Source organism: Pseudomonas sp. MF06569 (assembly GCF_059862735.1).
The window spans coordinates 58,280-70,917 of sequence record NZ_JCBCUZ010000006.1; the positions used below are offsets into that span (position 1 = coordinate 58,280).

The following is a 12,638-nucleotide window of genomic DNA, read 5'->3' on the forward strand; positions in this document are numbered from 1 at the left end:
TTTCAATAAATCGCCCTCTAACCAGGCTCAGGCCCGCATAAAGCGCCTTGGAGCGGTTTAAACCCGCTGGCGTTGATGGCATTCTGACAACTTGACTGCTGGTGTCGCTTAACTGTTACGAGAGTCAAACCCGCTCTTACAGGATCATTCAATGAATACCGAAGGACTTGCTGAAATCGTTGCCACTGAAGCTCAGCCGATTGCTGAGCCAGTCTCTGAAACCCCGCCTGAACCTCAAGCCCCTGCGCCTGCCGTGGCCGAGACGCATGCGGCGGTGCATCCGGCGATTGCCGTTCCTGGCCTTGATGACAGCAGCCTGTATATCCATCGTGAGCTGTCGCAATTGCAGTTCAACATTCGCGTGCTGGAACAAGCGCTGGATGAGTCCTACCCGCTGCTTGAGCGGTTGAAGTTCCTGCTGATTTTCTCCAGCAACCTGGATGAGTTTTTTGAGATTCGTGTCGCGGGCCTGAAGAAGCAAATCACCTTCGCCCGTGAACAGGCCGGTGCTGATGGTTTACAGCCGCATCAGGCGCTGGCCCGCATCAGTGAGCTGGTGCATGGCCATGTGGATCGCCAATACGCGATCCTCAACGACATCCTGCTGCCCGAACTTGAAAAGCATCAGGTGCGCTTTATTCGTCGCCGGCACTGGAACACCAAGATCAAGGCGTGGGTACGCAAGTTCTTCCGCGACGAAATCGCGCCGATCATCACCCCGATTGGCCTGGACCCAACGCACCCGTTCCCGCTTCTGGTGAACAAGAGCCTGAACTTTATCGTCGAGCTTGAAGGCATCGATGCCTTCGGTCGTGATTCGGGCCTGGCGATTATCCCGGCACCGCGCCTGTTGCCGCGTGTGATCAGGTTGCCTGAAGAGGTTGGCGGCGCAGGGGACAACTACGTGTTCCTGTCGTCGATGATCCACGCCCACGCCGATGACCTGTTTCAGGGCATGAAGGTAAAAGGCTGCTACCAGTTCCGCCTGACCCGTAACGCCGATCTGGCGGTCGATACCGAAGATGTAGAAGACCTGGCCCGCGCCCTGCGTGGCGAGTTGTTCTCTCGTCGTTACGGCGATGCCGTACGCCTGGAAGTCGCCGACACCTGCCCCAAGCATTTGTCCGACTACCTGCTCAAGCAGTTCAGCCTGCATGAAACCGAGTTGTATCAGGTCAATGGTCCGGTGAACCTCACGCGTCTGTTCAGTATCACGGGGCTCGATAGCCACCCTGAGCTGCAATACACGCCGTTTACCCCGGCCATCCCGAAGCTGCTGCAGAACAGCGAGAATATTTTCAGCGTGGTCAGCAAGCAGGATATTTTGCTGCTGCACCCGTTTGAGTCGTTTACCCCGGTCGTGGATTTGCTGCGCCAGGCGGCCAAAGACCCCCATGTTCTGGCCGTGCGCCAAACCCTGTACCGCAGCGGTGCCAACTCTGAAATCGTGGATGCGCTGGTCGATGCCGCGCGTAACGGTAAAGAAGTGACCGCGGTGATCGAGCTGCGTGCGCGTTTTGACGAAGAGTCCAACCTGCAGCTGGCCAGCCGTCTGCAAGCGGCCGGTGCGGTGGTGATCTACGGTGTGGTCGGCTTCAAGACCCACGCCAAGATGATGCTGATTCTGCGCCGTGAGGCAGGGGAGATCGTGCGTTACGCGCACTTGGGTACCGGCAACTATCACGCCGGCAACGCCAAGCTCTACACCGATTACAGCCTGTTGACCTCGGACGACGCGCTGTGTGAAGACGTAGGCAAGTTGTTCAGCCAGCTGATCGGCATGGGCAAGACGTTGCGCATGAAAAAACTGCTGCATGCGCCATTCACGTTGAAGAAGGGCATGCTCGACATGATTGCCCGCGAGACCCAGTTCGCGGTTGAAGGCAAACCGGCGCATATCATCGCCAAGTTCAACTCGCTGACCGACCCGAAAATCATTCGGGCGCTGTACAAGGCCAGCCAGGCTGGGGTGCGAATCGATTTGATTGTGCGTGGGATGTGCTGCCTGCGTCCGGGCATTCCGGGTGTCTCGCACAACATCCACGTGCGCTCGATCATCGGCCGCTTCCTGGAGCACACGCGGGTGTTTTACTTCCTCAACGGCGGCGAAGAGCAGATGTTCCTGTCCAGTGCCGACTGGATGGAGCGCAACCTCGATAAACGCGTCGAGACCTGCTTCCCGGTCGAGGGTAAAAAGCTGATTTTGCGGGTCAAGAAAGAGCTGGAGTGCTACCTGACCGACAACACCCACAGCTGGAGCCTGCAATCGGACGGCCGTTACATCCGTAACACGCCAACCGGTAACCAGAACCCGCGCAGCGCCCAGGCAACCTTGCTGGAGCGTTTGAGCCTGCCCGTATTGACGGTGAGCACCGGGCCTTCGGTATAACGCTGTAACCCCTGTGGGAGCGGGCTTGCCCGCGATTGGATCAACGCCAGCACCGCGTTGTCAGAATCGCGAGCAAGCCCGCTCCCACAGTTGGTTTGAATGGTGTCGGGTCAGGACACCGTCAGCACAATCCCGACCCGGGTCAGCCATTGAGCTTCTTGTTCGAAGTCGGCCTGGGTCAGCGGGTTCTGCTCAAGCCAGCCCTCGGGGAAGATCACCTCAAGGTGATCGCCCTCGGCGCGCAGCTTGACCTGCGACGCTTCCTGGTTGCCACGGATGTGGTAGAACAGGATCGCAAAACGCAGCAGCACGCACAGGCGAATCAGCTTGATGCCGTCCTCGCCAAATTCGGCGAACTTGTCTTTTGGAATATTTCGACGATGACCGCGCACCAGCAGCGCGAGCATTTGCTGGTCTTCACGTGAGAAGCCGGCAAGGTCGGAGTGCTCGATCAGGTAGGCGCCGTGCTTGTGGTAGTGATAGTGGGCAATGTCCAGCCCGACTTCATGCACCTTGGCCGCCCAGCCCAGCAGTTCACGCCAGACACCGTCTTTGAGGTCCCACGACTTGGCGACTTGATCAAAGGCGCGCAGGGCTTTGCGTTCAACCCTGGCGGCTTGCTCGCGGTCGACGTGATAGCGGTCCATCAGCGAGCTGAGGGTACGCTCACGCACGTCTTCGTGGTGATGACGGCCCAGCAGGTCGTACAGCACGCCTTCACGCAGTGCGCCGTCACAGTGGTCCATGCGTTGCAGTTCAAGAGCGTCGAACACGGCTTCAAGAATCGCCAGCCCGGCAGGGAAAATGGTTCGGCGGTCGGGCTTGATGCCTTCAAAGTCGATCTTGTCCACTTCACCCAGCTTGAACAGCTTGCGCTTGAGCCAGGACAGGCCTTCGGCATTCACCTCGCCATTGCCATGACCGCCCGCCTTGAGGGCCAGGCCGATGGCCCGAATGGTGCCTGAGGAGCCGATCGCTTCATCCCAGGTCAAGCGGTGCAGGGCGTGCTCAATGCTCATGATTTCAAGACGCGCAGCCGTGTAGGCCTGGGCATAGCGAGCCGGGGTGATCTTGCCGTCGCGGAAATAACGCTGGGTGAAGCTGACGCAGCCCATCTGCAGGCTTTCGCGCAGCAGCGGTTCAAAGCGCTGGCCAATAATGAATTCGGTACTGCCGCCGCCAATGTCGGCCACCAGGCGCTTGCCCGGCGTGTCGGCGAGGGTGTGGGAGACGCCAAGATAGATAAGGCGCGCTTCTTCGCGACCGGAAATAACTTCGACGGTGTGCCCCAGGATCTCTTCGGCGCGCACGATAAATTCGTTGCGGTTACGCGCCTCGCGCAATGCGTTAGTCCCCACAATGCGCACAGCGCCCAACGGCATGCCGTTGATCAGCTGGGCAAAACGCTTGAGGCAATCGAGCCCGCGTTGCATGGATTCTTCGGTGAGTTTGCGTTCTTCGTCGATGCCGGCAGCTAACTGCACCTTTTCACCAAGACGTTCAAGAATGCGGATTTCGCCATTCTGGGCCTTGGCCACCACCATGTGAAAGCTGTTAGAACCCAGATCGATGGCGGCGATCAGGGACGGATTCTTGGCTTGGGATTGGGGCATGGTTGAGGGGTCTCGGTCGATAACCTGAACATCGTGCCACGATCAAAGGCTCGCGCCAACGCGTGATGTCAGATGCATTGATATGAAGCACGAAAGCAATGACGTTAGCTCTTCCGGGATAATTCGTTTTTTTGTGTGCGATTTAAGTGCCGTGTCAGGTCGGTTTTTCTGTGGGCGTGGGCGTGGGCGTGGGCTTGCTCGCGATGCTATCAACACGGCGCATCTGACTCACCGCGTTGCCTTTATCGCGAGCAAGCCCGCTCCCATCGGAGGGATGGGTTAACCGTTCACCTCCACCGTCCCGATAAAATTCGCCAGTTCCGGGGTTTTCGGATTGGCGAACAGCTCTTTTGGATCGCCCACTTCATGCACCTTGCCCTGGTGCATGAATACCAGCTTGTCGCCCACCTCACGGGCAAAACGCATTTCGTGGGTGACCATGATCAGCGTCATGCCTTCGCGGGCCAGCTGGCGCACCACGCTGAGCACCTCGTTGACCAGTTCCGGGTCGAGGGCCGAGGTGATTTCGTCACACAGCAGCACCTTGGGTGACATGGCCAGCGCCCGGGCAATCGCCACACGCTGCTGCTGCCCGCCCGACAGACGCTCGGGGAACGCGTCGAACTTGTCGCCCAGGCCCACCCGCTCCAGCATTTCCCGCGCTAAGGCTGCGGCCTTGGCCTTGGGGACTTTTTGCACCACTTGCGGGGCGAGCATGACGTTTTCGCCCACGCTAAGGTGCGGGAACAGATTGAACTGCTGAAACACCATGCCGACCTTCTGGCGCAGGCTGCGCAAGTCGGCGCGGGCGGCGTCCAGGTATTCGTCATCGACTTCAATGACCCCGTCGTTAATGGACTCCAGCCCGTTCAGGGTTCTGAGCAGGGTGCTCTTGCCCGAGCCGCTGCGACCGATGATCGCGACAACCTGGCCCTGCTCGACGGTCAGGTCGATGCCTTTGAGCACATGGTGGTCGCCGTAATATTTATGCAGGGCGGTAACTCTAAGCAGAGGCATGCAGTTTCCTTTCCAGATGGCGCGCACTGAGCGACAAGGGGTAGCACAGGAGGAAGTAACCGAGCGCCACCAGGCCATAGACCATAAAGGGCTCAAAGGTCGCGTTGGCCAGCATGCTGCCGGTCTTGGTCAGTTCGGTGAAACCGATGATGGAGGTCACGGCAGTGCCTTTGATGACCTGCACTGAAAACCCCACAGTGGGCGCGATGGCAACCCGCAAGGCTTGCGGCAGGATCACATGGCGCAACTGCTCAAGCGGGCTCATGGCCAGGCTTGCCGAGGCCTCCCACTGGCCGTGGGCAATCGACTCGACACAGCCACGCCAGATCTCGGCCAGGTAGGCGCTGGTGAACAGCGTCAGGGCCAGCGCGGCGGCCATCCACGGCGAAATATCGATGCCCAGCAAGGCCACGCCAAAGAAGATCAGGAACAGTTGCATCAGCAAGGGCGTGCCTTGGAACAGCTCTATATAGCAGCGTGCCAGAGTGCGGGCGAAGCGGCTTTTGGAGATGCGCATCAGCAGCACCAGCAAACCGATCAGGCCGCCGCCGATAAACGCGACAAGTGACAGGGCGGCTGTCCACTGCAAACCCATCAGCAAATTGCGCACGATGTCCCAGAAGGTGAAGTCCATCAGCGGCTCCTGCTCAGGTAACGGCGGCCGAATCCGTTCAGTAACTGGCGGATCAGCAAGGCCATGCACAGGTAGATCAGGGTCGTCAGGGCATAGGTTTCAAACGCCCGGAAGTTGCGCGACTGAATGAAGTTGGCAAAAAAGCTCAGCTCTTCGGTGGCGATTTGCGAACAGACCGCCGACCCGAGCATCACGATGATGATCTGGCTGCTCAAGGCGGGCCAAACCTTGGCCAGCGCCGGTTGCAGCACCACATAACGAAACGTCTCGAACCGGCTCATGGCCAGGGCCGATGCCGCTTCCAGCTGGCCTTTGGGGATGGCCTGAATGCCCGCACGAATTATTTCCGTGGAATAGGCGCCCAGGTTGATCACCATCGCCAGCACCGCGGCCTGCCATTCGCTGATGTGCACACCCAGGCCTGGCAGGCCAAAGAAGATAAAAAACAGCTGCACCAGAAACGGCGTGTTGCGGATCAACTCGACATACAGCCCGAACAGCGCAGCGAAAGGTCGAATATTCCACGCCCGGACCACAGCGCCGACAATCCCCAGGCTGACCCCGAGCACTGTGCCGATAGCGGTCAGCTCAAGCGTGAACAGGGCGCCACGCACTAACAGGTCGCTGTTTTGCAGCACCGGTAAAAAGTCGAACTGATAAGCCATGATTGACCTCGTCGCAAGCTATCAGAGGTCAGCGGGCAGCGGCTCTTTGAGCCATTGCAGCGCGTTTTTCTCCAGGCTGCCGTCAGCTTTGGCCGTGGCGAGAATCTGGTTCACTTTGTCCAGCAACTCGGGCTGGCCCTTGTTGACGCCCACGTAGACCGGCGAATCCTTGAGTTTGAGCTTCATCGCCGGAAGGCGCTTGGGGTTGCGCTCGCTGATGGTGACCATCACCACGTTGCCGCTGGCGATCAAGTCCACCTGGCCCGCCAGGTAAGCGGCGATGGTTGAGTTGTTGTCTTCGAAGCGCTTGATCGTGACGCCGGCAGGGGCCACGTTGGTCAGTTCGATGTCTTCGATCGCACCCCGGGTGACGCTGATGGTTTTACCCTTGAGGTCGTCCAGGGTTTTGATTTGAACGTCTGGCGGTCCAAACACGCCCAGGTAGAACGGCGCGTAAGCGTGTGAGAAGTCGATGACTTTTTCGCGATCCGGGTTTTTACCGAGGCTGGAAATCACCACGTCGACTTTGCCAGTCGTCAGGTAAGGCACGCGATTGGTGCTGTTGACGGGGGTCAGCTCAAGCTTGACCTTGAGCTGGTCGGCCAGCAGTTTGGCGGTGTCGATGTCCAGCCCCCGAGGCTTCATGTCAGGGCCCACCGAGCCGAAGGGCGGAAAATCCTGAGGGACTGCGACCTTGAGCGTGCCGCGTGCAATTACATCCTCAAGGTCATTGGCGTGAGCCGGGGCCTGGCTCAGCATCAGGCTGGCGAACAAGGCGCAAATCAGGGCGCTGTAGCGCTGGGTCATGGCAACTCTCCGGGAACGGGCGGGCGGTGGTGTCTGTTTTGGACAGAGCACAGGCCATGCCAACAGGGTATTTATGGCCTGCGAAGCTGATGAAAGAAGGCTTGTGGTGGTCGGACTGGTCTGAACAGTGGCCGGGTTTTTTGCACCTCGATCGAGCGTTCGTCCCAAGGCTTGAACCGGCTTGGGGCGTGACTTGCCGAGCGTTGGCAATAGCTTTACAACTACGGCTTTCCTGAGCCGATCAAGCCGATTTGTGATGAATTCAAGCGCACGGGCCGTACCCGAAGTGGCATTGCTGGCCATTCGTAAATTGATCGTCGAGAACGGTTTTGTACCGGGCGATGCCTTGCCGTCTCAACGCGAGCTGGCGGTGCAACTGGGTGTCAGCCGGGCATCGTTGCGCGAGGCGTTGTCCTCACTCAGCGCACTGGGCGTGATCAGCGTGCAGCCGGGCAAAGGTGTGTATGTCCAGGCGGCAGATGAGCCCGCGGTCGTGACGCCGGCGGCGGACTGGCCCTTTGCGGCGCAGGCCTGCGCGCAGGATATTTTCCAGCTGCGTTACGCGCTGGAGGGCTTTGCCGCCGGGCTGGCGGCAGTGCGGTTGACCCGCGACGAACTGGACGTGCTGCAAGATAATGTCGAGGCAATGCGTCATGAATTGCGCGCCGAGGATTTTGAGCGGGCCGCGCAACTGTACTTCGAGTTTCATCAACTGATTCTGCGCGCCAGTGGCAATCAGGCAATGGCCAATATTCTGATTACCCGCGCCGATATTTTTCTCGAAAGCCAGAAGTTGCCGTTCATCCGCCGTGAGCGGGCGATGGAAACCTGGCAGGAGCATCGCAAAATACTCCGGGCACTGGCCCGCCACGCCAGTGGTCCCGCGCATAAAGCCATGGGCGAGCACATTCGCCAGGCTGCGTCACGAACCGGGATAGTGTTCGTCACCCCTGCCGGCTCCTGAAGCGGGCGATATCCGCACTCATGCACCACTATAGTAAGAGTCAATCATCCCTCACCTTCCTGAACGCGGTGATGACGGCTATGATGTGCTACGTTTTTGCTTACAACCACGGAGACTTCCATGAGCAGCGATCTTATTAAACACGTCACCGACGCTAGCTTTGAGGCCGATGTTCTCAAGGCTGAAGGCGCTGTACTGGTCGACTACTGGGCTGAATGGTGTGGCCCTTGCAAAATGATCGCGCCGGTTCTGGACGAGATCGCAGAGACTTACAAAGGCAAGCTGACTGTTGCCAAGCTGAACATTGATGAAAACCAGGAAACCCCGGCCAAGCACGGCGTACGTGGTATTCCTACGTTGATGCTGTTCAAGAACGGCAACGTCGAAGCCACCAAGGTCGGTGCGCTGTCGAAGTCGCAGTTGGCTGCATTCCTCGACGCCAACATCTAAGCGTCGATAAAGGCCCCGCTAAATGCGGGGCTTTTTCATGGCTCAAGGACTAGACGCTATGAAACTCAAGTGGTACATTCGGCCCCGCACTGGTTTCTCCACTGCCCCCTGCAAGCCGTCGCCGACGCACTCCTTATCGAATTAGTACGCGATCCTGTCGCCTTCTCTGCGGCGCGGCCTCATTAAGCCAAAAGCTTAATTTCCCCCTCCATAAATGATTACGTCATTCCTATATGAACCTGACTGAACTCAAGCAAAAGCCGATTACCGAACTGCTCGAATTGGCCGAACAGATGGGCATAGAAAATATGGCCCGTTCGCGCAAGCAGGACGTGATTTTCTCCCTGCTCAAAAAGCACGCGAAAAGCGGCGAGGAAATCTCCGGTGATGGCGTGCTGGAGATTCTCCAGGACGGCTTCGGCTTCCTGCGTTCCGCTGATGCCTCTTACCTGGCCGGCCCAGACGATATCTACGTCTCGCCAAGCCAGATTCGACGCTTCAACTTGCGCACTGGCGACACCATCGTCGGTAAAATCCGTCCGCCAAAAGAAGGCGAGCGGTACTTCGCACTGCTGAAAGTCGACACGATCAACTACGATCGTCCAGAGAACGCGAAAAACAAGATTCTCTTCGAGAACTTGACCCCGCTGTTCCCGACCGTACGCATGAAGATGGAAATCGGTAACGGTTCCACCGAAGATCTGACCGGTCGTGTCATCGACCTGTGTGCACCGATCGGTAAAGGTCAGCGCGGTCTGATCGTTGCTCCGCCAAAAGCGGGCAAGACCATCATGCTGCAGAACATTGCGTCGAACATTTCGCGTAACAACCCTGAAGTGCACTTGATCGTTCTGTTGATCGACGAGCGCCCGGAAGAAGTAACCGAAATGCAGCGTACCGTGCGCGGCGAAGTGGTTGCCTCCACCTTCGACGAGCCACCAACCCGCCACGTGCAGGTTGCTGAAATGGTGATCGAGAAGGCCAAGCGCCTGGTCGAACACAAGAAAGACGTGGTGATCCTGCTCGACTCCATCACTCGTCTGGCCCGTGCCTACAACACCGTGATCCCGAGCTCCGGCAAGGTATTGACCGGTGGTGTCGATGCTCACGCCCTTGAGAAGCCAAAGCGTTTCTTCGGTGCTGCGCGAAACATCGAAGAAGGCGGCTCGCTGACCATCATCGCTACCGCGCTGGTTGAAACCGGCTCGAAGATGGATGAAGTGATCTACGAAGAGTTCAAAGGCACCGGCAACATGGAACTGCCTCTGGACCGCAAGATCGCTGAAAAGCGCGTCTTCCCTGCGATCAACATCAACCGTTCCGGCACTCGCCGCGAAGAGTTGCTGACCGCGGACGACGAGCTGCAACGCATGTGGATTCTGCGCAAGCTGTTGCACCCGATGGACGAAGTCGCAGCTATCGAGTTCTTGATCGACAAGCTGAAACAGACCAAGACCAACGATGAGTTCTTCCTGTCGATGAAGCGCAAGTAAGTCGTCGCAGGCAAGCAAAAGCCGGGGAAACCCGGCTTTTTGCTGTCTGAGCTTTTTTGATCCGGGCAGCTCTCCCTTCTGAACAGACGGCTTGGGCGCTACACTCTGTCTCCCAACGCCACGGCCACTACGAGGCTCAAGCATGCAGTATCGCGACTTACGCGACTTTATCAGCGGCCTGGAAAAGCGCGGCGAACTCAAGCGCATCCAGGTTCCAGTGTCTCCCAAGCTGGAAATGACAGAAATTTGCGATCGCACTTTGCGCGCCAAAGGTCCGGCTTTGCTGTTCGAAAACCCGGTGGGTTACGACATCCCTGTGCTCGGCAACCTGTTTGGTACGCCGGAGCGCGTGGCCTTGGGCATGGGCGCCGAAGCGGTCAGTGAATTACGTGAAATCGGCAAGCTGCTGGCGTTCCTTAAAGAACCCGAGCCGCCTAAAGGCCTGAAAGACGCGTGGTCCAAGTTGCCGATCTTCCGCAAGATCATTGCCATGGCCCCGAAAGTCGTCAAGGACGCGGTGTGCCAGGAAGTGGTCGTTGAAGGTGATGACGTCGACCTCGGTCAGTTACCGGTCCAGCACTGCTGGCCGGGCGATGTTGCGCCCCTGATTACCTGGGGCCTGACCGTGACCAAAGGTCCGAACAAGGAACGTCAGAACCTGGGCATTTATCGCCAGCAAGTGATTGGTCGCAACAAGGTCATCATGCGCTGGTTGAGCCACCGTGGCGGCGCGCTGGACTACCGTGACTGGTGCGAAAAACACCCCGGCCAGCCATTCCCGGTTTCCGTGGCCCTGGGTGCAGACCCTGCGACCATTCTCGGCGCCGTCACCCCTGTGCCGGACAGCCTTTCCGAATACGCCTTCGCGGGCTTGCTGCGTGGCAATCGCACCGAGCTGGTGAAGTGCCGGGGTAATGACCTGCAAGTGCCTGCCACGGCTGAAATCATTCTTGAAGGCGTGATCCACCCTGGCGAGATGGCCCCCGAAGGCCCGTACGGTGACCACACCGGTTACTACAACGAAGTCGACAGCTTCCCGGTATTTACCGTTGAGCGCATCACCCACCGGGTCAAGCCGATCTACCACAGCACCTACACCGGCCGTCCACCGGATGAGCCGGCGATTTTGGGCGTGGCGCTGAATGAAGTGTTTGTGCCGATCCTGCAAAAGCAGTTCCCGGAAATTACCGACTTCTACCTGCCACCCGAAGGCTGCTCGTATCGCATGGCCATCGTGACCATCAAAAAGCAGTATCCGGGGCACGCCAAGCGCGTAATGCTGGGTGTGTGGTCGTTTTTGCGCCAGTTCATGTACACCAAATTCGTTATCGTCACCGACGACGACATCAATGCCCGCGACTGGAACGACGTGATCTGGGCCATCACCACGCGCATGGATCCCAAGCGCGATACGGTGATGATCGATAACACGCCCATCGATTACCTCGACTTTGCCTCGCCGGTTTCCGGCCTGGGTTCGAAGATGGGGCTGGATGCGACCAACAAATGGCCAGGTGAAACCACCCGCGAATGGGGCCGTGTCATCGTCAAGGATGAGGCGGTCACTCGCCGGATCGATGACATCTGGAATCAATTAGGAATAGATTGATGCGTGTAACCTTGCAGCCTTCAGGTGCGGTGCTGGAAACCTTGCCTGGCGAGCGAATTCTGGATGCGGCGCAACGTCTGGGCTATGAATGCCCGCAGAGCTGTCGCAATGGTAATTGCCACGTGTGTGCGGCCTTGCTGGTTGAGGGCCAGGTGGAGCAAGCGGGTGACGTGCGCGATCATGGCGAGTTTTATACCTGCCTGGCGGCCCCGCTTGAAGACTGTGTGGTGTTGTGGGATGGCGTGCTTGCGTTGGGAGAGTTACCGGTGCGTAGCCTGGCGTGTCAGTTGACCGAATGTGTCGATATGGGTGGCGATGTGTGGCGCGTGCGCTTGCGTGCGCCTGCAGGCAAACCGCCGCGTTATCACGCCGGGCAATACGTGATGCTGGAGCGTGAAAATGGCGACAAGTCGGCATTTTCACTGGCCAGCGCCCCGCACTCGGGGCGCGACCTTGAGCTGCATGTGTTGGTTCGCGAGGACAGCGCCCGGCGCCTGATCGAACAACTGCAGCGCAACAAGATGGTCCGTCTCGAGCTGCCGTTCGGTGACACGCATTTGTCCGAATTGCCGGACGGCCCGCTGGTGCTGATCGCTGCGGGTACCGGCATGGCGCAAATGCACAGTTTGATCGAGCATTGCCGCGCAAAAGGGTTCAAGCACCCGGTGCACTTGTACTGGGGCGTACGTCGTCCTGAAGATTTCTACACCCTGGAAGAGTGGGAGCAATGGGAGAAAATCCCCAACCTGTTCCTGCACAAAGTGGTGAGTGATCTGTGCGGGTGGGAAGGTCGGTGCGGCATGCTGCATGAAGCCGTGTGCGAAGACATCAGCGATCTGGCCAGTGTGCATGTCTATGCCAGCGGTTCACCGGCGATGATCTACGGCACCCTCGACGCCCTGGTGGCAGCCGGCATGGACGCGCACCAGATGCGCGCCGACGTCTTTGCCTACTGCCCGCGGACTTGAATGTGTGGGAGCGGGCTTGCTCGCGATGG

The 12,638-nt window shown here is 58.6% G+C and carries 11 protein-coding genes; 6 read left to right on the plus strand and 5 right to left on the minus strand.

The annotated features are described in order from the left end of the window. Window positions 1–151: 151 nt before the first annotated feature. Window positions 152–2,389: a polyphosphate kinase 1 gene (gene ppk1, locus AC19YQ_RS08325; RefSeq protein ID WP_133079091.1), complete on the plus strand. Its 2,238-nt coding sequence runs from the start codon at window positions 152–154 to the stop codon at window positions 2,387–2,389. A 110-nt stretch (window positions 2,390–2,499) separates the two neighbouring features. On the opposite strand, the gene ppx is transcribed toward ppk1, so the two are convergent. The 5 genes from ppx to AC19YQ_RS08350 all read right to left on the minus strand — a co-directional run bounded on the left by ppx (window position 2,500) and on the right by AC19YQ_RS08350 (window position 7,125). Then, window positions 2,500–4,002, minus strand: a complete 1,503-nt coding sequence (gene ppx, locus AC19YQ_RS08330; RefSeq protein WP_339477030.1) for an exopolyphosphatase — start codon at window positions 4,000–4,002, stop codon at window positions 2,500–2,502. A gap of 279 nt (window positions 4,003–4,281) precedes the next feature. Next, a complete protein-coding gene (locus tag AC19YQ_RS08335; protein ID WP_219262585.1) occupies window positions 4,282–5,019 on the minus strand; it encodes an amino acid ABC transporter ATP-binding protein in 738 nt (245 codons plus the stop codon). Beyond that, window positions 5,006–5,656: an amino acid ABC transporter permease gene (locus tag AC19YQ_RS08340; RefSeq protein WP_219262605.1), complete on the minus strand. Its 651-nt coding sequence runs from the start codon at window positions 5,654–5,656 to the stop codon at window positions 5,006–5,008. The genes AC19YQ_RS08335 and AC19YQ_RS08340 overlap by 14 nt, the downstream gene beginning before the upstream one ends. After that, complete coding sequence (locus AC19YQ_RS08345; protein ID WP_133079087.1) at window positions 5,653–6,318, minus strand: amino acid ABC transporter permease; 666 nt, start codon at window positions 6,316–6,318, stop codon at window positions 5,653–5,655. Before AC19YQ_RS08345 ends, AC19YQ_RS08340 begins: the two co-directional genes overlap by 4 nt. A gap of 21 nt (window positions 6,319–6,339) precedes the next feature. Then, the gene (locus tag AC19YQ_RS08350; RefSeq protein WP_339477032.1) at window positions 6,340–7,125 is read right to left on the minus strand and encodes a transporter substrate-binding domain-containing protein; all 786 of its coding nucleotides are present in this window, start codon (window positions 7,123–7,125) and stop codon (window positions 6,340–6,342) included. 256 nt (window positions 7,126–7,381) lie between these two features. On the opposite strand from AC19YQ_RS08350, the gene AC19YQ_RS08355 reads away from it, so the two are divergent. From AC19YQ_RS08355 to AC19YQ_RS08375, 5 genes are all read left to right on the plus strand, one after another. Beyond that, entirely contained in the window at window positions 7,382–8,089 is a 708-nt protein-coding gene (locus AC19YQ_RS08355; RefSeq protein ID WP_500594919.1) for a FadR/GntR family transcriptional regulator, read from the plus strand. A gap of 120 nt (window positions 8,090–8,209) precedes the next feature. Next, window positions 8,210–8,539, plus strand: a complete 330-nt coding sequence (trxA, locus tag AC19YQ_RS08360) for a thioredoxin TrxA (RefSeq protein ID WP_016783018.1) — start codon at window positions 8,210–8,212, stop codon at window positions 8,537–8,539. 233 nt (window positions 8,540–8,772) lie between these two features. Next, complete coding sequence (gene rho, locus AC19YQ_RS08365; RefSeq protein ID WP_003438291.1) at window positions 8,773–10,032, plus strand: transcription termination factor Rho; 1,260 nt, start codon at window positions 8,773–8,775, stop codon at window positions 10,030–10,032. 142 nt (window positions 10,033–10,174) lie between these two features. Continuing rightward, the gene (gene ubiD / locus AC19YQ_RS08370; protein WP_133079084.1) at window positions 10,175–11,641 is read left to right on the plus strand and encodes a 4-hydroxy-3-polyprenylbenzoate decarboxylase; all 1,467 of its coding nucleotides are present in this window, start codon (window positions 10,175–10,177) and stop codon (window positions 11,639–11,641) included. Then, window positions 11,641–12,609: a CDP-6-deoxy-delta-3,4-glucoseen reductase gene (locus AC19YQ_RS08375; RefSeq protein ID WP_500594920.1), complete on the plus strand. Its 969-nt coding sequence runs from the start codon at window positions 11,641–11,643 to the stop codon at window positions 12,607–12,609. Before ubiD ends, AC19YQ_RS08375 begins: the two co-directional genes overlap by 1 nt. Window positions 12,610–12,638: the final 29 nt, after the last annotated feature.